The organism is Undibacterium hunanense, from assembly GCF_014284335.1.
In the GTDB taxonomy this organism is placed as follows: Bacteria; Pseudomonadota; Gammaproteobacteria; order Burkholderiales; family Burkholderiaceae_D; genus Undibacterium; species Undibacterium hunanense.
This window is the reverse complement of record NZ_JACOGF010000005.1, coordinates 13,491-35,038: the sequence shown is the minus strand read 5'-3', so window position 1 is coordinate 35,038 and position 21,548 is coordinate 13,491. Positions and strand designations below refer to the sequence as shown.

Sequence of the window (21,548 nt, the reverse complement as noted above, 5' to 3'; positions counted from 1 at the left end):
AACTAACTTCTATTAATATTTATACATGTCCTCATCAGCAATCCCAGCGAATTCTGCATCATCTGCAGCGATCTCCTCCGAAAAAGAACAACGCAAGCAGGCGCTGCAAACCTGGCTTGCAAGTTTAAACGGACATGCCATGAAACTGGACAGCATACGTGCAGCATCTGCCGATGCCAGCTTTCGCCAATATTATAGAATTGATACCGAAGACGGCGGCAGTCTGATTGCTGTTGATGCCCCACCCGCGACCGAGAATAGCGCGGCCTTTATCAAGATGGCGAGTCTGTTGAAAAGCATCAACCTGACTGTGCCCGAAGTACTGGCACACGACATAACACAGGGTTTCCTGCTAGTCACCGATATGGGCATGCATACATATGGCCAGGTCCTGAACAGCGACAATGCCCATAAGCTGTATCTGGATGCGATTGACAGCCTGATCCTGTTCCAGGCACAAAGCCAGGCCGATGTGCTGCCTGAATATGACCGCCCTTTCCTGCTGCGCGAATTGAATATTTTCAAGGAATGGTATGTAGGCAAGCATCTGGGTGTTGCCCTGACTGATGCGCAAAATGCCACGCTGGACAAGGTATTTGATCACCTGCTGGCCAGCGCAATGGCACAGCCACAGGTGTATGTGCACCGCGATTACCATTCACGCAACCTGATGTGGATGGACAAGGGCAATCCCGGCATTATCGATTTTCAGGATGCCGTGTACGGCCCTATCACTTACGACCTGGTGTCGCTGTTGCGCGATGCTTACGTGCAGTGGGATGAAGAAATCGTACTCGACTGGGCCATACGCTATTGGGAAAAAGCCAAGCGTGCCGGCTTGCCAGTGGCACCGGACATTGACAGTTTCTACCGTGATTTTGAATGGATGGGTTTGCAGCGCCATCTGAAGATTCTTGGTATCTTCGCCCGCCTGTCACACCGCGATGGCAAACATCATTACATAGGCGATATCCCGACTGTGATGGAATACGTGCGCAAGACTTCACACCGCTACAAGGAACTGATCCCGCTGCTGCGCCTGCTGGACGAACTGCAAGACAATGCGCCACAAGTTGGCTATACGTTCTAAGGTAGCGTCATGAAAGCCATGTTACTTGCCGCCGGGCGCGGCGAACGTATGCGCCCCTTGACTGATAACTGCCCCAAGCCTTTGCTGAAAGTGCGTGGCAGGCCACTGATCGTCTGGCATATCCTGAATCTGGTGAAAGCTGGTATCACCGAAATGGTCATCAATCATGCCCATCTGGGTCAGATGATAGAAGATACCCTGGGTGATGGTTCCCGTTTTGGCGCAAAAATCCAGTACTCTGCCGAAGAGCAACCGCTGGAAACCGCAGGCGGTATTGCCAAGGCCCTGCATTTGCTGGGTGATGATCCCTTCATCGTGGTGTCTGGCGATATCTATATCCCGCATTTCAATTTTGCTGAATGTCTGAATACCCTGGAAGAAAATGACCCATGGGGCAATCCACATCCGGCAGACAAGCGTGATATTGCATGGCTGTATATGGTCAAAAACCCCAGCTTCCATCCTGGCGGTGACTTTGCACTGACGTTAATGGGTCTGGCCAATGAAGGTTCACCAAGGCATACCTTTGGCAATATCGGCGTGTACCGGCCTGAGATGTTCCATGCCATACGCCCCGGTGACCATGCAAAGCTGGGCCCCTTGCTGCGTGAATATATTGATGCAGGCCGCATAGGTGGTGAACTGTATCGCGGCGAGTGGCATAATCTGGGTACCCCTGATCAACTGGAAGCGCTGAACGCGCCCCTGAACTTCAAAGGATCAGCATGAACCTGCCCACTCTGTCTACTATACCTGCCCTGCCCTGCTATATCAGCCGTCGCCAGCAACTACAGGCGCAGATGCTGGCACAAGGCGGTGGTGTTGCCGTCATCCCCACTGCAAGTGAATTGATACGCAACAACGACAACAGCTTTCCTTTCCGGCACGATAGCCATTTTTATTACCTGTCCGGTTTCAATGAACCGGAAGCCATCATCGTGCTCGTCGCCACTGCTGATCAGCAGCAAGCCATTTTGTTTTGTCGTGAAAAAAATCCTGAACGTGAAATCTGGGATGGTTTTCGCTATGGTCCGCAGGCAGCAGAAAAAGAATTTGGTTTCGATGCAGCCTATCCCATAGAAAGCCTGGCTGAAAAACTGCCAGAGCTGCTGGCCGATGCCCCCAAGCTGTTTTACAGCAGTGCCATGGAACCGCATATCGATGAACAGTTGCAGCAAAGCCTGCAAGCCGTGCGAGCCAAAAGCCGCAGCGGTATCCGCGCACCGGCCATCACGGTCGATGTGCGGGAACTGATTGATGAAATGCGCCTGTTCAAGGATGCCACTGAAATCGCGTTGATGCAGCGCGCCGCCAGCATTTCCGGCATGGCCCATGCACGTGCCATGCGCAGTGTGCAGCCCGGTAAATATGAATATGAACTGGAAGCCGAACTGCTGCATGAATTCCGCCGTCAGGGTGCGCAGTCACCGGCGTATGGCTCCATCGTTGCCACCGGTGGCAATGCCTGCATATTGCATTATCAGAGCAACCAGGCGCAGATACAGGATGGCGACCTGGTGCTGATCGACGCTGGCTGTGAATACGACAGCTACGCATCTGACATCACCCGCACTTTTCCGGCTAACGGCAAGTTCAGCACCGCACAGCAACGCCTGTATGAAATCGTGCTGGCCGCGCAACAGGCTGCCATGGATTGTGCCCGACCTGGCTCACGTTATATGGATGGGCATCATGCCGCCGTGCGCGTACTGACCCAGGGCATGCTCGATACCGGCCTGTTGGATAAGAACAAGGCAGGCAGCCTTGACGACGCCATCAGCAGTTCAGCTTACCGGCAGTTCTACATGCATGGTACCGGCCACTGGCTGGGGCTGGATGTACATGATGTCGGCAATTATCGCGAAAATGAAAAAGTCGGCGATGAAAAACCTTACCGCCTGTTGCAGGCTGGCATGGTCATCACCATAGAACCCGGCATTTATGTACGGCCTGCCGAAGGCGTACCGCAAGAATACTGGAACACCGGCATACGCATAGAAGACGATATTCTGATCACAGCAGATGGCCACCTGAACCTGAGTCGTGACACACCCAAGACCGTAGCAGAAATTGAAGCAGAAATGCGCAGGCATTAAAGATACCAGGACCTATGGATCAAATCATCAATGATGTGGATATCGCGATTTGCGGTGCCGGCCCGGTAGGCCAGGCACTTGCCCTGCTGTTACACCAACAGGGTTTCAAGGCAGATCGCATTGCCCTGTTCGATGGCAAAACCGCAGAACAGGCCGAACATGATGCACGCTCCATCGCCGTGTCGTATGGCAGCAGGCAAATCCTGGAATCTGCCAAAGCCTGGCCCATCAAGGCGACCGCCATCAGCGAAATCCATGTCTCACGCCGTGGTCATTTTGGCCGCAGCCTGATGCGCGCCAGCGACTATGATTTACCGGCACTGGGTTATGTCGCACGGTATGGCGACATCATCCGCCCGTTGCAACAGGCAATCACACAATCTGGCATTACCATCACGCGGCCACACACCATTACCGCGATTGATGAAATGCCCGACCATGTGCGCCTGAGCCTGCGCCCGGCTGACAGCATGGATACGCAGGCCATCAGCCATATCAGCGCCGGCATCGTGATACAGGCCGAAGGCGGCACCTTTGGTGACCAGCAGCAAAGAACGCAGCACCATGATTACCAGCAAACCGCCATCATCGCCCATGTAAATACCGACGCCCAGATCGCCGGGCGTGCATTTGAACGTTTTACTGAACAGGGCCCGCTGGCCCTGCTGCCACAGGAAGATGGCTATGCCCTGGTATGGTGTGTCAGGCCAAAGCAGGCCAGCCACCTGCTGGCGCTGGATGACGCCGCATTCAGGCAAGCCCTGCAAACAGCATTTGGCAATCGTTTGGGCAATGTCATCAAAACCTCGGCACGCCTGTCCTATCCGCTGGGCCTGAATGCCCAGGCACAGGCCACGGCCCGCACGGTTGCCATTGGCAATGCCGCCCAGACCCTGCACCCGGTGGCAGGCCAGGGCCTGAACCTGGGTTTGCGTGACAGCCTTGTATTGGCACGCACAATGGCCCCGCATACCAACGGCAGCGCCGCCATGACCGATCCCGCTGCTGCCTTGCAAGCCTATCTGGCGGAACGCCAGGCCGACAGAAAACTGACGATACGCATCACCGACAGCATGGCCCGCGCCTTTGCCAGCGCCCCGGACGGCGCTTTCAGCCAAACCCTGCTGGGCATGGGATTAGGTGCACTGGATCTGATCAAGCCAGCAAAAAAAATGCTGGCTGAACAGATGATGTATGGCTGGCGCTAAGTGTTTTCAGGCCCCCGTATCCAATGCAGGAAGGACAAAAATGAAGCAGATGCAGGGATTACTCTATAATCCGCCCTTCAACTGAAAGGAAACACCATGAAATTGCGCATCAAGAGACGTCATCTGAATTATGGCCGTTTGTACAATCACCAACTGGCTATCGTGCTGGAAGCTGCATTTGAAGAATTCAGAAGCAACTTCAGCGAACAAGGTGCATCCATTGCCGAATCCATCGACTCACTGCAAGACCTGGGCGCCAGCTACCGCCACTTCAAGAAGTTTGCCCTGCGCTTCGCCAAGGCGCACTAAGTAATACATTAGCAATACCTTTGACGAGTCGTGGCGGATGGCGCTAGCCGACAGACACGACTCGTATTTCATCGCTGACGACATTAAGCCCAGCCTGCGCGACAATCCCCGCTCGACATAAAACTGCATCAGCACCCCCTATTGGGCATTCATTCGCACTTCGTGCATCCAAACAGCGCTTGTTTCTCAGCACACATTCCCTATTCATTGATGCTTACTGCTGAATGCAGACTTCGATGAAATCGATTGTAATTCTGACGTCACAGTCATCCTTTACAATGCATTCATATACTACAAATATATTTATATTGCATATTTATATTGCGTATATATGAAAATTAATTGCATCAGAAAAAAGGATTTCCCATGCGCCCCCGTTTTTTGAGTTTGATTGCCATTTCCTGTGCTGTTCCTTCTGCCGTCTTCTTGCTGCATGGCTGTGGCAGTTCTTCTGACAATGCCTCGCAAGCACTCAACCCGAATTTGCCAGTCACGTCACAGGGCGGATGGACGACCGGTGACTTGCATGTGCACACCATACAATCCGACGATGCGCGGACAACACAAACACTGGATACGGTGCTGGACAAAGCATTTACCAGCTATGGCCTGGACTGGACCGCCATCACCAATCACCTGCGTTCTTCAAAATACGACAATAACGGTGCCCTGCTGGCAAACCCCGTGCCTTTTGCGTACGGCATGGAGTCATATGAAATTCCCAGGATCAAGGCCTTGCAAGCGTCTGGTCGTTATGCAGACAAAACCATCTTCTCCGGTTTTGAATGGGATATGCCCACGCATGATCACTTGGGTGTCAGCATTTTTGATGTTGCAGATGGCAAACTGATTTCATCAGCATCAGCGGCCAAGGAATTTCAATATTTGTTCACCACCCTGGAAGACAGCAAGTTTGACGCTGCCGATGTCAGCAAATGGAAAGCGAAATATCCGCAACGTTTCAACAGCACGGCGGCAGATGCCCTGCAGGCAGTGTCCTGGTTGAAGAAAAATTATCCCGACACCAGCTTTATCACCATCAACCATCCTTCGCGCAATCCTGGCAAATACACGATTGCCGATTTCCGCACAATGAATGATATGGCACCCAACATCATGTTCTCGATAGAAGGCATGGTCGGCAACCAGATGGAACCTGATCGTGGCGGTTATACCTCCAGCTACATTGATGCCAACAAACCAAATCGTGTGTATGGTGGTGTTGATGCCGTCGTTGCACAGGTGGGTGGGGTCTGGGATGCCTTGCTGGGCGAGGGTCGCCGCATCTGGAATATTGCCGATTCTGACTCGCATTTCAAAATCGATGACGCAGGCAATAGCAGTGGTTACTTCCCAGGCGAATACGCCAAAAACTATGTGTGGATGAACGACAAGAAAGCTGGCGTCAATGAACTGATCAAGAGCCTGCAGTCAGGAAGATCATTCAGTGTCTTTGGTGATCTCATCAATGCCATGGAATTCACCGTCAGCAATGTCAACAATGCCAGCGATGTCAAAAACATGGGACAAGAACTGAAGGTAGCAAACGGCAGCACGGTTGATGTCACCATACGTTTCAAAAGCCCTGTCAGGAACAATTATGAATTTCCCGTGGGTAGTGGCGTATCCGGCAACAAGGCACCGAAAGTGGATCATGTGGATTTGATCGTCGGTGATGTTGGCGCCAAAGCAGCACCGGATTCCAGCGCCTACAATGTGGCGACCAACTCCAGCACCAAGGTCTTGAAACGCTTCACCAGTGCCGACTGGAAAACAGATGCCGATGGTTACAATGTCATCAAGTACCAGATGCTCGTGCAGAAAAACCAGTACCTGCGTCTGCGTGGCACCAACCTGGGTATCAACGTCGCAGACCTGACAGACAATGGTGAACCTTTGGCTGATGCAAAAATCACGACAGCGGACAATCCAACACGCCATAACCAGATCAATGAGCGCAACTACGCCAGCCTGTGGTTCTATTCCAATCCCGTCTTTGTGAGCGTGAATTAGACTTGACTGTTGTCGTTTTAGCGACCAGGGTTAGGACCATGCAACTAGCAATTGCATGGTTCATACCCAAGGTAAAATTCACCGTGGCAATTCTTACTTCAAATGGTATAACTGCAAATCCATCTGTGGCATCTCCGTCGATTAAATCTGTATTTTGGAAAAAAATCCGAAAATGACCTCATGCTGAGGACCTAACTTAGGAAAATCTGCCACAAATATGGATAGAAAAGACAAATAAGAGATAGCTTCGATTCCACTAACTAAAATCGATTTTGGCTTGGTTCATTGCTCGTCTCTCGTCTTTCCAATCTGCCTTATCCCATTCAGCAATTGTTACGTTTCGTGCTTGAATAAAGCCTTCTAAATTTCCTGCGCGCAATGCAGACAATGCTTTATGAGTGATTAAATGGCTATCCAGAAAAGACTGAGGAATATCTGAATTTTCTCGCAAAGAATTGCGCATTGCTTTTAATTTAGAAGCGTCAATAAATACACGATTACCTAGAGTTTGAAGCAAAGCCCGAAGGTTTGTTGAAGCTCCTGCTGGAGTTGTAAATAATTTTGTAAATGCCTCTTTTCCGTATGATGCTAGTAGTGCCTTACCGTCAACACTGATACCATTTTCATCGACTAAATCTTTGCGCGCAGCCATTCTTAACATCCAAACACGAATCCGAGCAAATCTTGAGTCGAAACGATTACGTAAAACCAAGTTTTCATCCCAATACTCAAGTTCACTTAAAAAACTAATGTTTCGCAACTTTTCTTGCTCAGTTCTAACTTGCCTAAATGATCCACTGCCAAAAACCTCAACGCACCCTGTTCTCCAAAACCAATGGACAAATGCATGTTCTGGAATTGCCGCGTCGCCACGACGCGCATACTCAACTGATAAGAACACCAATTGTGGTGCATAAGGTAACAAGTCTTGTCGAACCACACCCATTCGGTTAATCAACAGATTTATCGCTGCATTTAATCCAGCTGCAGCTCTGTTTAATAGATCATTATCTTCTCTTATATTTTGAATTAATTCTGTCTCGTCGATTTTAGATATGTCTGGGGTAATCAAACCTTTACAAACTTGTAAAAAAATATGGTCATCTAGATCACGCCATCCCAGTGGAAAATTCTCACGGAGCGATGCTAGTCTCTCTCTAAGATCAAACTTGGAAGTCCAAGTAAGAGCAGCCACAAGATGCGCCTCTCCCATCGGAGTACCCTGACTATTAATTCTCTGGAATGTCCTCGCAGCTAAATCTAAGTCATCCGTGACCATCACAACTATCGGAATTCTATATTGTTGGAATCGATACGATAGCTGATCAGCTCTTTCTTCCCAAATCTCAAAGTCAGATTCGTTCCAATTCTTCTGTTTCCCTAATTCACGCATTCCTCGCATGTGGCGATTCACCATCCGCCCATCAAATAGTGTAGAGAGTGGTAGCAGTGGCCTACTTTCCGTAATTTTCTTTGGCCGATTAACGAATACAAAATCTTGATCCATGAGGTCGTATTGAATGTCCCAGTCAATACTGTCTTCCTCTTCTTCGCCAACGACCGTCGAACTAGATAGTGGTGCTAATAAGACACCAAGCAGCGTCGAAACTCGTTGATGTCCATCTAAAAGATATTGTCGACCACGTAATGTAAGTGTTTCGTTGAGCTCAGGAATTATATGAGGGCCTATCGTAGGAAAAGACGCTAGTTCAAATTGAGCTGTACTCCAAACCAATAAACTACCAATAGGCATATTGTCTCGAATTGATTCTAGCAATTGCAACCGTTGCTGGTCCTTCCATACAAAAGGTCTTTGAAATCTCGGAACCCGAATGTGTCCTCGTTGCACGTCCTCCAACAAACTCCGCAAGCTAGGGTTTAAATTTTCGGAAGCAAGTGAAGTAAGTGAATCTGACATAAATAATCTCTTTTAAAGCATATTAAGAAGTTTGGGGAGCACACTGTTAGCTTCAGCTAACGCCTCTGCGTCCCAAGTAAATTGGCTTGTTATTGAATTTTTATAATGCTTTGCCAACGTCCGCCCAAAGCCATTAGCAAGAATTTGTTTTTTTTCAGGTGTGAGATTATCGTATAAGTTTTTACATCGCTCGATATCGTGGCGACTACCGTCTTTGATAAATCCGGCTTTCATATTGTAATGCCATCTTTGCTCATTACTCATCGAAAATAGCGCTGCGATGGCGTCTTGACAAGGTTTAGCTGCAGTTGCCAATGTCAGTTCGTTCTGAGGCATATATGACTCTATGAAACGACGGCTCAGCATCCAATATCTGTTTGCAAGAAACTGTTTTGCGGTAACTTCCCACTCATAAGCATTACAACTGGAAGGTTGTTGTCCTTGCCTAACGGGTGTCCAATTTTCATCAAACTCATCTGGATGTAAACGATCACTATCAAAAATCACAAATGTCCGGAGTGCTTTCCAGTGATGTTGGATTCTATTATCCATAATCATTCCAAGAGTATCCCCTCCACCGTGCCCGGGCTCCGCCCACCCTTTTGCCACGTAATCGCACATTCGTGCACGATCACGGGAGTTCATAATTCCCAATAGGAAGTACCAATCGTTCTCAGCATTTTCAAGCAATATTACAAGCTTTTCAGTAAGTACTTTTAATGCATCATTCAAGGTTACGACTGGAATTGGGATATCCCATTGCGAACTACCAACTAGATCGATCTTTATTGCCGCTCTTTCACTAGGATAAGTTGCTGCCTCTCTATATGAATCAAGAAAGAATTTTTTATATAGCGGCTGCAAATTTTGTGCATATCCCTGTACCGCTAGCTCTATAGCGTTATCAGTTTCAAAAAACAAAAAATGCTGGCTTCCTTGAGTTGCAATAGCAATAAGCTGATGAAATAACAATATTTGTGATGGATTTATAGATGCCGCAACAAGTTCTTCAGAAATAATCACTTTCACGATGGCTGACTCGCTAATTGTTTACGCAGGAGTTTACGTCCTAAATCGCTGGCATCACTGAATGCATCAACTAAGGTTGTGTTCGTGGGTTGTCCTTGGGGATCAAAGTCGACGGGTAGAACGTCACTTGTGCCGTCAGCGCGAGATTCGACCCAATATACTCGTACCATTTTTTCACTAATTTCTTTATTGGCGATCGCGAGTTGAATGCTGGTCAATAAAACCTCAGAGTGCGTCTCCATTAGTACTGTGGGCCTACTACTTGAGTTTACTGTATTAACTAAGATTTTTGCCAATTCAGCTTGTGCGCGTGTATGCAGGTGCAACTCTGGTTGCTCCAGACAAAGGAGGTTAGGCCCGCCAAATTTCGCTCTTGCTAATGCGACAAGTACAGGTAAAACTTGTGCGTAGCCTTCTCCGGTATCACAAAGGTTTACTTTGACATCTGGAGAGTCTAATGGCCTTAACATCACACGCCATGCACCGTCCATTGGATTGTCTAATACTAATTGTTCCCCTAGAGCAGAAAAGAATTCTCGAGTTTCTTCCAGAACTGGATCAGTTGTGCTATGAAGCATAGCCTCTATCAGGTGATTTGCCGCGTTGCTCCCATCTGGCTTTAATGTCGGAGAGTTTCCTCCGCCATACGTCACCAGACGTTGTGGACGTGCACGGACACCGCTTACCCATTGAACGTTTGACAAAAGCGGCATAAGAAAAGATTTTAGGTGCTGATTTAGCAATAATATTTCTTTATTCGCATCTGCTGCCATCTCAGGTAAATTGGGGGACGGAGCATATCCCTCCCACTCAAAAGAGCTTTGCTTTCTAAGCGTATCAAAATTCGTTTGATATAAAATGCCAAAAGATTTGTTGGATTGAACTTGTCTGCTATTGAACGATATTGACTGAGTATCTTGCCATTTACCTGCTAAATCTCCGTTTACGTCCCATTTAATTGTAAAGACTTCATCCTTGGACGAGCCATTCAAGCCAAATTTAAGATTCGAGCGCTGAGTTGATTTACAAACCAATTCCGGCCAAGTGGAATCACGACCAACTTCGCCAGCTAACCAGATTGGAGGCCCGTTTGCTTTGATTGACTCGACAAGAAGTGGCAAAAAACGTATTAAAGCGCTTTTACCTCCGCTGTTCCAACCAAAGAAAAGAGTAAGGGGACGTATTTCAATGTTCTGCTCTCGGGCGAAAGCCCGATAGTTTTCTACAGTAAAACCCGTGAAATTTTCAAGCATATAGCCCCCTTAGCAAATCAAGAAAAATAACAAAATAACACCTTATTTTACTCGATTCCTCGATATTAGATAATCACTCTATCGGCAAACCACTGACCGGCTTGATTTCTTCCATGCAAATCATCGACCTTAAAGATGCCACACCCGGCACCTGCATCAGCGTGTCCGTCAGGAATTGCGACAAATTTTTCAGGTCACTGGCAACCACCTTCAATATGTAATCAAAGTCGCCTGAAATGGTGTGGCATTCTATGATTTGAGGGAATGCCTTCAACTGACGTTCTACCTCGCGCACATTGCGGAACTGTTCACGGTCCAGTGACAGGTTCACAAAAGCCATGACGCCCAGGCCCAATGCTTCCGGCGCCACCTGGGCGACATAGGCGCGTATCACAGCTTTTTCTTCCAGCATCCTGACACGCCGCAAGGTCTGTGGTGCAGACAGATGAATGCGCTCAGCCAGGCTTAAATTACTCATACGACCATCTTGTTGCAGATGACGCAGGATACTGCGGTCATATACGTCCATTTTAAACTCCCGATTTTCGGTATATTTTACCAATTTCAATATATAAGAAATTTAAACACATAATTTTCTTAAATATGAAATTAAATTTCTATTTACATGAAATTTACATCTTATTTAGCAATCTAATTCTTGCTGCCGCTGGCTACAATGGATAACAGAATACATAGCACAACAGGTGCATAAGAGCCTGATGCGAAATGGGTCTGGTGGATTTCAACAAGCTTTGTCCTTCCTGGAAGGAACAACTTGGAAGTCTCGCAACATCAGGAAAACCAGGGTGATTTCGCAATAGCCTCTCAAATGTGTTCCCGCCAGTCCACCCGGACTTACGCAAAAATTGCCTCAGCAAGGCAGCTTTGCCTGAGTCCGGTATTTAAAACATACGGAGAACATCATGGTGACCTTCATCGGCACGCAAGAAATGCAAAACCATTTGAAAAAAACCCGGCTTGAAGACGCCATCACACGTCTGGCCGGTATGATCAAGGAAGATTATTTACGCTGGCAGGCTTTTGACAAATCGGCGCGGGTGGCCAATCATTCTGACGTGGGCGTCATAGAATTGATGCCAATTTCCGACGGTACACAATATTCATTCAAATATGTGAATGGCCACCCCAAAAATACCCAGTCTGGATTGCTGACGGTCACCGCCTTTGGCGTGCTGGCCGATGTCAGTACCGGCTACCCTCACCTGCTGTCTGAACTGACATTGACCACCGCCATCCGTACCGCCGCCACTTCGGCACTGGCAGCTACCTATATGGCCAGACCAGACAGCCGCAGCATGGCGCTGATTGGCAATGGTGCGCAAAGCGAGTTTCAGGCAATTGCGTTTCATGCCATGCTGGGCATCACCGAGTTGCGTGTGTACGACATCGACCCTGCGGCAACCGACAAATTAATCCATAATTTGCGCATGTATCCTGCATTGCGGGTTGTACGTGCCAGTTCCACTGCCGAAGCAGTCAAGGGTGCGGATATCGTGACCACGGTCACGGCAGATAAAACCAATGCCATCATACTGACACCGGACATGATAGAACCAGGCATGCACATCAATGGCGTCGGTGGTGATTGCCCCGGCAAGACCGAATTGCACGCTGATATTTTGCATCAGGCCCATGTCGTGGTTGAATATGAACCGCAATCCAGGATAGAAGGTGAATTGCAACAAATGCCGGCAGATTTCCAGGTAACCGAATTGTGGACTATCCTCGCAGGCAAGGCATCTGGCCGCACGTATGCGGAACAGGTCACGGTATTTGATTCTGTCGGTTTTGCGCTGGAAGATTTTTCTGCCATGCGCTATCTTGAAAAATATGTGATGCATGCCAATTCACCCGTGCTCGATCTGATACCCGAAATGATGAACCCGAAAGATTTGTTTGGCATGGGAATGGCAGGTAATACAATGACTAATCCGGCCCGCAGCACAACTGCAAATGCCGTACCGATAAACGCCTGATCCAGGCACTATAGCAAGAACGAAACCAGAGAATGAAAACCATTTCCTTGATTGGGGCGCCAACCGATGTTGGCGCAAGCGTCAGAGGCGCGGGCATGGGGCCCGACGCATTGCGTGTGGCGGGCCTGAACGAAGCCCTGACGGCACGTGGCCTGAAAGTCATCGACCATGGCAACCTGCATGGTCCTGCCAACCCATGGGAACAACCCGTCAACGGCCTGCGTCACCTGAAAGAAGCCATAGACTGGAACCAGGCAGTGTATGACGCCGTTGACCAGGCCTTGCGTGACGGCCACATGCCCATGATGCTGGGTGGCGATCATTGTCTGGCGATAGGTTCCATCAGCGCGGTGGCCGCCCATTGTCGTCGCGTGGGCAAAAAGCTGCGCGTATTGTGGTTTGATGCCCATGCTGACAGCAATCTGTCCACCATCAGCCCCACCGGCAATATCCACGGCATGCCAGTCGCCTGCCTGATGGGTCATGGCCCGAAAGAGTTGATCAATTATGCCGGCCATACGCCAGCCATACAAGCCACCGACATCCGCCTGATCGGCATACGCAGTGTGGACGATGGTGAACGACGCTTCATCCACGAAATGGGCATGCAGGTATTCGATATGCGCTATATCGATGAATATGGCATGCGCAATGTCATGTCTTCGGCCCTGGCCAATCTGGACAGCAATACCCACCTGCATGTAAGCTTTGACCTCGACTGCCTCGACCCCGGCATCGCCCCCGGCGTCGGCACCGCTGTACTGGGCGGCCCCAGCTACCGCGAAGCGCAGTTGTGCATGGAAATGGTAGCCGATACCGGCTTGATGGCATCGCTGGACGTGGTCGAACTGAACCCGGCACTGGACATCCGCAACCAGACCGCCGTACTGGCTGTGGACCTGATCGAAAGCCTGTTTGGTAAATCTACGCTGGTCAGGATGTAAGGCCTGAAAACACGCGACCGTCAGTGCGTATGCTGATGATGTATATCCGGGTAATGCGGATGTTTATGCCTTACCGGATGATGCTGGTGTTGATGCACATGCGGCTCGCTGCCATCCCAGTCAGGGTCATGTTCATGCTGATGATGCGAGTCATGCGTATGTTCATGCGCATGCAGCAGGGGTTCATGGGCGTGTTCATGTTCATGGTTTTCGGTCAGGTGTAGCCAGATGCCGGCCACCATCAAAAATGCCGCCAGCCAGAACATGTTGCCGGGCTGTTCACTCAACAGCAATAAGGACACGACCGTGCCGACAAACGGCGCTGACGAAAAATAGGCACCGGTACGTGCGGCACCCAGATGCCGCAGTGCCAGTACAAACATGACCAGGCTGAGGCCATAGCCACAGAAACCGATCAGACCAACCGACAGCAAAGTGTACGCCTGGGGCAACTGATGGCCGGATAACAAGGCTATGCCCAGATTCACACTACCGGCTACCAGCCCCTTGATGCCGACAATTTGCAAGGCATCACTGGCAGCCACCTTGCGTGTGAGATTATTGTCTATGGCCCAGCACAGGCAGGCTGCGATGATAGCCAGTGCGCCCCAGGGCACCCCCAGTACCGGCACCTGTTCCCAGGACAGAAGTGCACCTGCCACCACGATCAGCAACATGCCCAGAAAAATACGCCGGTCAAAATTTTCCTTGAAAACAAACCAGGCCAGCAATGCAGTCAATACCCCTTCCATATTCAGTAACAGGGAAGTTGTCGAGGCGGGTGTCAGCGTCAGCCCCGCCATCAGTAACACTGGTCCGGCAATACCACCGGTAAGAATGGCACCAGCAAGCCATGGCAGATCTACCCTTGTGACTGCTACGAATTTATCCTGTCTGTTACGAAACATGGCAGCACGCAAAAGAAAGACCAGCAACAAGCCCAGGCCGCTCCCCAGGTACAAAACGCCTGCCAGCATGACAGGGGCAATATCTGCCACCATGGTTTTGGCAAAGGGTGTGCTGATGCCAAACAGGATGGCTGCCAGCAATGCGTAAATAACACCTTTGTGCATCCGATGCGCTTTCTATGATGTGTTAAATCTGCCGTTTGTTGATGAACCTCATCAATGACAGCCACTGCCATGGCTACCCAGATTACGTACAGGATGTTCTTCCGCTGTCCCCAGGTTCTGCAAGATGCCGCAGTCTTTTGTGGCCTGCGTGGTCTTGCACAGATTGCGCAAGGATTTTAATTGCAGCTCCAATCCCTTCAATTCCTTGATGCGGTGAGCGACGTGGCCTATATGTTTGTCCAGCAAGGCATTCACTTCTGAGCAATTGTCTTCCGGTACATCACGGAACTGCAGTAACTGGCGTATTTCATCCAGCGTCATGTCCAGTGAACGGCAATGCCGTATGAATTGCAGACGTTCTGCATGCACTTCGCCATACAGACGGAAATTACCCTGGGAACGGTTGGCCTGGGGTAATAAACCTTCTTTTTCATAGTAGCGTATGGTTTCTACCAGGCATCCGGAACGTTTTGCCAATTCGCCAATTTTCAATTCCATTTGCATTCCTAACTTATTTTAAGTAGGACTTACGCAAAATTGTTCCAACAAGGCGTAGCGACGAAGACAGTACTTTAGTACGGCTAGGAGCTGCAACGCAGTTGGGGCGATTTTGCGTAAGTCTTTTTGAACGGTAGTGCTTGACTCTATACCTGCTACAGGGTGTCTAATACTAACTATACCCCTTTTTCGGAGCAAGCATGACGAACCGGCATCAACATGAACACGAGCATGTGCACTCACATGAACATGCCCATACTCATGCAGACCAACATGAGCATGGCAACAAGCATGATCATCAGCACGCACACGCCTGCTGCGATCATGGCGATGTCAAAATGGCTGGCAATGTAGAAAAAGCAATAGGGTCTTCAGATGTAGTATCCCTGCCTGCAGGCGCTTCCACCGTGGTGTATTCCATAGAAAACATGGATTGCCCGACCGAAGAGGGTCTGATCCGCAACAAGCTGTCAGGCATGACGGGCATCGTCAGGCTTGACTTCAATCTCATGCAACGCAAATTGACGGTCAGCCATACGCTGGAAAGCCAGGAGCCGATTCAAGCTGTCCTGACATCCATCAGCATGCAGGCGGTGCTGATAAGTGAAGACGGTCGCAGCAATCAGGATGCGGCAGTAGCGCCAGCAGCCAATATAGCCAATGCAAGCCGGAAATGGTGGCTGTTAGGTGCAGGTGCAATTGCGGCCATACTGGCCGAGGTGTTTACCTACATCGGCAGTACGGAAATAGCTTCGCCAGTCGTTCTGTTATCCGTTTTCGCCATTCTTGTCAGTGGTACCAGCACGTATAAAAAAGGCTGGATTGCGCTGAAGAATTTCAATCTGAACATCAATGCCCTGATGAGCATCGCCGTCACAGGCGCGATTATCATCGGTCAATGGCCAGAAGCGGCGATGGTCATGGTCTTGTTCAGCCTGTCAGAAGCCATAGAAGCGATGTCGCTGGACCGCGCCCGCAATGCCATACGTGGCCTGATGGCGATGACACCAGAAAAGGCCAGTGTCTTGCAAGCAGATGGTAGCTGGCAAGAGCTGGAAGCGAAATCGATCGCCATTGGCGCAACTGTCCGTGTAGCCCCCGGCGAGCGCATCCCGCTGGATGGCGAACTGAGCAAGGGCCAGTCATCCGTCAACCAGGCCCCTATCACGGGTGAAAGCATACCCGTCGCCAAAATCGTCGGCGACAAGGTGTTTGCCGGCACCATCAATGAAACCGGTTCTTTTGAATACCGTGTGACGGCAGCGCAAACCGATTCCACGCTGGCGCGCATCATCCATGCGGTTGAAGAAGCACAGGGCAGCCGTGCGCCAACGCAGCGCTTTGTCGATAGCTTTGCCAAAGTGTATACGCCCATCGTGTTTGTGCTGGCACTGGGTGTCATGCTTGTTCCCCCACTGCTGCTGGGCTTGCCGTGGATGGTCTGGGTGTACAAGGCCCTGGTCTTGCTGGTGATTGCCTGCCCGTGTGCGCTGGTTGTCTCTACCCCGGTGACGGTGGTCAGTGGCCTGGCAGCAGCGGCAAAGGCCGGCATCCTGATCAAGGGTGGCGTCTATCTGGAAGAAGGCCGCAAGTTGAAGTCGCTGGCGCTGGATAAAACCGGTACCATTACTCAGGGCAAGCCTGTGGTCACCGACATCAAATTGCTGACTGGCGAGCAAGACACTGTACTGCAACTGGCAGCCAGCCTGGCGGGCCGCTCTGATCATCCGGTATCAGGTGCTGTGACCTCGCACTGGAAAACAGCAGGCAATGGTACTGCCGTATTCGAAGTCAGTGACTTCGAAGCCCTGACAGGACGTGGTGTCAAAGGCCAGATTGCCGGCAAATGGTATTACCTGGGCAATCATCGCCTGATAGAAGAATTGAAGATTTGCAGCCCGACGACCGAGGCCGTGCTGTATGCGCTGGAAGCCGCAGGTAAGACAGCCGTGATCATTGCTGACGAACAAAGGCCACTCGCCATCATCGGTGTGGCAGATACCGTACGCGAGAGCAGTCGTCAGGCGATTGCAGAACTGCATGCGCTGGGTATTCGTACCGTGATGCTGACCGGTGACAATGAACTGACTGCAAAAGCCATCGCAAAAGATGTCGGCATTGATGATGCACGTGGCAACCTGCTGCCAGAAGATAAACTGGCCGCCATCAATGATGAACTGGCAAACCATGGCACGGTTGGCATGGTGGGTGATGGTATCAATGATGCCCCGGCGCTGGCCAAATCCAGCATAGGCTTTGCCATGGGAGCCGCCGGTACCGACACGGCACTGGAAACCGCCGATATCGCCCTGATGGATGATGACTTGCGCAAGATACCGCAGTTCATACGCCTGAGCCAGCGCACCGCTGCCATCCTGAAACAGAATATCGCGCTGGCACTGGGTATCAAGCTGGTGTTTCTGATTATGGCCGTCATGGGCATTGCCACCTTATGGATGGCCGTGTTTGCCGATATGGGGGCAAGCCTGCTGGTGATTTTTAATGGCTTGCGTCTGGTGAAGAGTTTGAAATAAAAATGTGACCTAAGTACGTGACCTAAACGTGTGAACCAAGCGCGTGGATTAAGCGCTTGAGCCAATCACGACATAGAATCCATTTTTTCTTTTTGAATACAGTTTATAATCTGCACCATGTTAAAAAAGTTTGTCTTCATGCTCATCATCGTTTTCACAGCCCAGTTGAACTGGGCCGTGGCGAGTGCCTATTGCATGCATGAAACAGACAAGACTGCGCAACACTTCGGTCACCATCCACATCAGCATCAGGCTGCGGATGGTGATGCGCATTCAAATAAATCAGTTGGTGAATCCGCAGATCAATCCAAAGATAAATCCAAAGATACGTCGCCAATCAAAAAAGCGGATTCTCATCCCGATTGTGCATCCTGTGCGCACAGCCCTCTGGGTAATCATTCGTCCGGTTTCCTGCTACACCAGCCATCGCTGGACAGCTATCAATTGCTTGCCGCATCGCTGCAAGCCCCCAGCCCTTTCCTTGGACAACCTGAACGTCCCAAATGGATGCCCGCCTACGCCTAATCCGGCCAGGCATCTGTCTGTATCACTTCCTGTTTTTCATGCATTGCGTCATATAAACATCTGACAGCGACCTGCTGGATTCTTCCTTTTCGTTTTTTCAGGAGAATGCCATGCAAAAATTCTTGTTGCCGCTACCTATAGCGGCTGCCTTACTGTGCCCGTTACTTGTGCAGGCACAAAATCTGGCGGATGCGAACAACGCAGCTGTCCTTACCACGCGCCAGGCTTTGTCGGCGAATGTCGCCTTATCTGCCACTACTACTGTCACTGCCACTACCACCACTGCCCCGCCGATTGTCCTCACTCTGCGGTCAGCACAGGCTTATGCCATGTCAGCAAACCCCGAGATTGCCGCCGCCAGGCGTGAAATCCAGGCCAGCGAAGGCATCTTGCGTCAGGCCGGTGTCATGCCCAATCCGGAACTGTCTGTACTGATGGAAGATGCCAGACAAGACACACGCAGCACCACGGTGCAGATCAATCAGCCGCTGGAACTGGGTGGCAAGCGGGCCGCACGCATCAGCGTGGCCGAACGCAACCGTAGTGCTGCATTGAATGAACTGGCCATCAAATCAGCCGAGATACGGGCAGCAGTCACCACGCAGTTTCATGCCGTGCTGATTGCACAGGAACGTCAGCGCCTGGCCCTCAGTTCGCTGGAACTTGCACAGCGCGCCAGCAATGCCGCCAGCCGGCTGGTCAGTCTGGGCAAGATCCCGCCACTGGAAGCGGCCAGGGCAGACATTGCCAAATCGGGTGTACGGGTCGAACTGGCGCAGGCAAACAGTGAATTACTGACATCCAGGCAGCGTCTGTCTGCGGCACTGGGCAATAGTCAGACTAACGACCAGCAATTAGAAGGTGAATTCAATACGCTGCCAGCATTACCTTCCATGCAAAAGCTGGCATCACACCTGACGCACTCACCACTCATGCAGCGCGCGCGCCTGGAACTGGACAAGCGCCTGGCCATGTCTGAACTGGAAAAAAGCCGGCAAATCCCGGACCTGAGCTTAAGTCTGGGAAACAAGCGTGAACAACAAAGCGGACGCAACCAGGCCATCATCGGGATCAGCATCCCGCTGGCCCTGTTCGATCGCAATCAGGGCAATCTGCAAGAAGCACTGAGTCGCAGCGACAAGGCCAGGGATGAATTATCTGCCACAGAAATCCGCCTGCACAACGAAATGCTACAGGCACATCAGCGCCTGAGCCTGGCCAGAGATGAGGCTGAACTGCTGAAAAAGGAAGTGCTGCCCGGTGCACAAAATGCCTTTGATATCGCCATCAAGGGCTTTGAATACGGCAAGTTCAATTTCATGGATGTGCTGGATGCCCAGCGTTCACTACTGCAAGCCAAGGCCCAGTATTTGCGCAGCCTGTCTGAAGCGCAGCGTGCTGCCGCTGACATTGAAACCTATATCGGCGATCGTGAATTCAGCCTGTTCACTGCCCTCTCTTCATTCCAGGAATTTGTATGAAACTGAATATCAATAAAAAAACCGTTGTCCCGGTTGCCATTGTCATCGCCGTGGGACTGTTATTGGCAGTCCTGATACTGAATAGCGGCAAGTCAAAAAATACTGCTAGCCATGACAGCCACACAGAACAATCTACCCACGCAGACCAGGAACATCATGGCGAAAAAAACAAGGATGCCCATACTGATGGTCAGGGCCACGCGGACAAAGAACATCATAGCGATGCCATTGCCCCTCAAAAAGGTCCGCATGGCGGCAAGCTGTTTACAAAAGATGGTTATGCGCTTGAAGTCAGCATCTTCGAACAGAATACAGCACCAGAATTTCGCCTGTATACCTACCAGGATGGCAAGGCTTTGTCACCGGCTGACAGTCAGTTGACGCTGAAGCTGGAACGTCTTGGCAGGGCCGCACAAAGCTTCAGCTTTACAGCAGAAAAAGACTATCTGAAAAGTACGGTCACCGTTGATGAACCACATTCCTTCAAGGTCGGCATCACGGCGATGCATGCTGGCAAAAACTATCAGTTCAATTATGAACAGATAGAGGGCCGCATCAGCATGGATGCCTTGAAGCGCAAACAGAACGGGGTCGAAATTCAAACCGCCGGCTCGGTAAAACTGCAAGGCAAACTAAGTGTGCTGGGTGAAGTGCGACTGAATGAAGACAGCATGCTGCAAATCGTACCGCGTCTCGCAGGCATAGTGGAAAGCGTGGCTGTGAATGCCGGTGACAAGGTCAGCAAGGGTCAGGTATTGGCAGTGATATCCAGCCAGGCCCTGGTGGACTTGCGTAGTGATTTACTGGCGACACAAAAACGCCATGCACTGGCACGCAATAATTTTGAGCGTGAAAAGAAATTGTGGGAAGAAAAAATCTCTGCCGAACAGGATTACCTGCAGGCCCGCAACACCATGCAGGAAGCAGAAATCACCCTGCAAAGCGCGCAGCAAAAACTGAACTCACTGGGAGCTGGCAATACAACCGGCAAACAGCTGAGCCGCTATGAAATCCGCTCGCCAATTGCTGGCACCATCACTGAAAAACAGATCACGATGGGGCAGTCGCTCAAGGATGATGTGGTGATTTTTACGGTAGCAGACCTGAGTAGCGTCTGGGTGGAAATCAGCATACCGGCAAAAGACCTGAGCCAGGTCAGGACCGGGCAAACCGCCAGGGTCAGCGCCAATGCATTCGACGCCAGCGCTGATGGCAAGCTCAGCTATGTCGGTGCCGTCATGGGTGAGCAGACACGCAGCGCCAAGGCCCGCCTGCTCTTGCCCAATACCGCCGGTAACTGGTACCCGGGTCTGACAGTGAATGTAGCTTTGTTGTCTGGTGATATGGAAGTAGCGGTCGCCGTTGCCAACGATGCGATACAACTCATCAATGAACGGCCTGTGGTGTTTGGCAGTTATGGTGATCAGTTTGAAGCACGCCCACTGGAACTGGGCCGCAGCGATGGCAAGTTCACCGAAGTGCGGAAAGGCTTGCAGGCGAATGAAGCCTATGTCATCAAAAACAGTTTCCTGATCAAGGCTGAGCTGGGTAAAGCCGCTGCCAGCCATGATCATTAGGAG

The 21,548-nt window shown here is 50.6% G+C and carries 18 protein-coding genes; 12 read left to right on the top strand and 6 right to left on the bottom strand.

The features are described 5' to 3' along the window. Window positions 1-25: 25 nt before the first annotated feature. The 6 genes from H8L32_RS11305 (at window position 26) to H8L32_RS11280 (ending at window position 6,716) form a co-directional block, all read left to right on the top strand. Window positions 26-1,090 carry an aminoglycoside phosphotransferase family protein gene (locus tag H8L32_RS11305; protein ID WP_186947344.1) on the top strand — a complete coding sequence of 355 codons (1,065 nt, stop codon included), beginning with the start codon at window positions 26-28 and terminating at the stop codon, window positions 1,088-1,090. Window positions 1,091-1,099: 9 nt separating this feature from the next. Next, window positions 1,100-1,819: an N-acetylmuramate alpha-1-phosphate uridylyltransferase MurU gene (murU, locus tag H8L32_RS11300; RefSeq protein WP_186947343.1), complete on the top strand. Its 720-nt coding sequence runs from the start codon at window positions 1,100-1,102 to the stop codon at window positions 1,817-1,819. Then, the gene (locus H8L32_RS11295; protein ID WP_186947342.1) at window positions 1,816-3,186 is read left to right on the top strand and encodes an aminopeptidase P N-terminal domain-containing protein; all 1,371 of its coding nucleotides are present in this window, start codon (window positions 1,816-1,818) and stop codon (window positions 3,184-3,186) included. Before murU ends, H8L32_RS11295 begins: the two co-directional genes overlap by 4 nt. A 14-nt stretch (window positions 3,187-3,200) precedes the next feature. Next, window positions 3,201-4,394 (top strand): FAD-dependent monooxygenase, encoded by a 1,194-nt coding sequence (locus tag H8L32_RS11290; protein ID WP_186947341.1) that lies wholly within the window; start codon window positions 3,201-3,203, stop codon window positions 4,392-4,394. Between the two features lie 96 nt (window positions 4,395-4,490). Next, window positions 4,491-4,703 (top strand): hypothetical protein, encoded by a 213-nt coding sequence (locus H8L32_RS11285; RefSeq protein ID WP_186947340.1) that lies wholly within the window; start codon window positions 4,491-4,493, stop codon window positions 4,701-4,703. Between the two features lie 366 nt (window positions 4,704-5,069). Next, window positions 5,070-6,716, top strand: a complete 1,647-nt coding sequence (locus H8L32_RS11280; RefSeq protein ID WP_186947339.1) for a CehA/McbA family metallohydrolase domain-containing protein — start codon at window positions 5,070-5,072, stop codon at window positions 6,714-6,716. Window positions 6,717-6,972: 256 nt separating this feature from the next. Here H8L32_RS11280 and H8L32_RS11275 read toward each other — a convergent pair whose 3' ends face one another. From H8L32_RS11275 to H8L32_RS11260, 4 genes are all read right to left on the bottom strand, one after another. After that, window positions 6,973-8,634 (bottom strand): DUF262 domain-containing protein, encoded by a 1,662-nt coding sequence (locus H8L32_RS11275; RefSeq protein WP_186947338.1) that lies wholly within the window; start codon window positions 8,632-8,634, stop codon window positions 6,973-6,975. A gap of 12 nt (window positions 8,635-8,646) precedes the next feature. Beyond that, complete coding sequence (locus H8L32_RS11270; protein ID WP_186947337.1) at window positions 8,647-9,663, bottom strand: hypothetical protein; 1,017 nt, start codon at window positions 9,661-9,663, stop codon at window positions 8,647-8,649. Beyond that, on the bottom strand, window positions 9,660-10,916 hold the full coding sequence (locus H8L32_RS11265) for an AAA family ATPase (protein ID WP_186947336.1): 1,257 nt from the start codon (window positions 10,914-10,916) through the stop codon (window positions 9,660-9,662). The genes H8L32_RS11270 and H8L32_RS11265 overlap by 4 nt, the downstream gene beginning before the upstream one ends. Before the next feature lie 73 nt (window positions 10,917-10,989). Next, on the bottom strand, window positions 10,990-11,445 hold the full coding sequence (locus H8L32_RS11260; RefSeq protein ID WP_186947335.1) for an Lrp/AsnC family transcriptional regulator: 456 nt from the start codon (window positions 11,443-11,445) through the stop codon (window positions 10,990-10,992). 394 nt (window positions 11,446-11,839) lie between these two features. Between H8L32_RS11260 and H8L32_RS11255 the strand changes: the two genes are divergently transcribed. Together H8L32_RS11255 and rocF are read left to right on the top strand one after the other, a co-directional pair. Next, window positions 11,840-12,913, top strand: coding sequence for an ornithine cyclodeaminase (locus H8L32_RS11255; RefSeq protein ID WP_186947333.1), 1,074 nt, complete (start codon window positions 11,840-11,842; stop codon window positions 12,911-12,913). A gap of 32 nt (window positions 12,914-12,945) precedes the next feature. After that, window positions 12,946-13,857 (top strand): arginase, encoded by a 912-nt coding sequence (gene rocF / locus H8L32_RS11250; protein WP_186947331.1) that lies wholly within the window; start codon window positions 12,946-12,948, stop codon window positions 13,855-13,857. 20 nt (window positions 13,858-13,877) lie between these two features. On the opposite strand, the gene H8L32_RS11245 is transcribed toward rocF, so the two are convergent. Both H8L32_RS11245 and cadR read right to left on the bottom strand, forming a co-directional pair. Further along, window positions 13,878-14,930: a DMT family transporter gene (locus H8L32_RS11245; RefSeq protein ID WP_186947330.1), complete on the bottom strand. Its 1,053-nt coding sequence runs from the start codon at window positions 14,928-14,930 to the stop codon at window positions 13,878-13,880. A gap of 51 nt (window positions 14,931-14,981) precedes the next feature. Next, window positions 14,982-15,434: a Cd(II)/Pb(II)-responsive transcriptional regulator gene (gene cadR, locus H8L32_RS11240; protein ID WP_329605179.1), complete on the bottom strand. Its 453-nt coding sequence runs from the start codon at window positions 15,432-15,434 to the stop codon at window positions 14,982-14,984. A gap of 194 nt (window positions 15,435-15,628) precedes the next feature. Here cadR and H8L32_RS11235 point away from each other — a divergent pair, with 194 nt between their 5' ends. The 4 genes from H8L32_RS11235 (at window position 15,629) to H8L32_RS11220 (ending at window position 21,545) form a co-directional block, all read left to right on the top strand. Further along, window positions 15,629-17,962 carry a heavy metal translocating P-type ATPase gene (locus H8L32_RS11235; RefSeq protein ID WP_186947328.1) on the top strand — a complete coding sequence of 778 codons (2,334 nt, stop codon included), beginning with the start codon at window positions 15,629-15,631 and terminating at the stop codon, window positions 17,960-17,962. Window positions 17,963-18,079: 117 nt separating this feature from the next. Further along, entirely contained in the window at window positions 18,080-18,487 is a 408-nt protein-coding gene (locus tag H8L32_RS11230; RefSeq protein ID WP_186947327.1) for a hypothetical protein, read from the top strand. 110 nt (window positions 18,488-18,597) lie between these two features. Then, window positions 18,598-19,968: a TolC family protein gene (locus tag H8L32_RS11225; RefSeq protein WP_186947325.1), complete on the top strand. Its 1,371-nt coding sequence runs from the start codon at window positions 18,598-18,600 to the stop codon at window positions 19,966-19,968. Further along, a complete protein-coding gene (locus tag H8L32_RS11220; RefSeq protein WP_186947324.1) occupies window positions 19,965-21,545 on the top strand; it encodes an efflux RND transporter periplasmic adaptor subunit in 1,581 nt (526 codons plus the stop codon). Before H8L32_RS11225 ends, H8L32_RS11220 begins: the two co-directional genes overlap by 4 nt. Window positions 21,546-21,548: the final 3 nt, after the last annotated feature.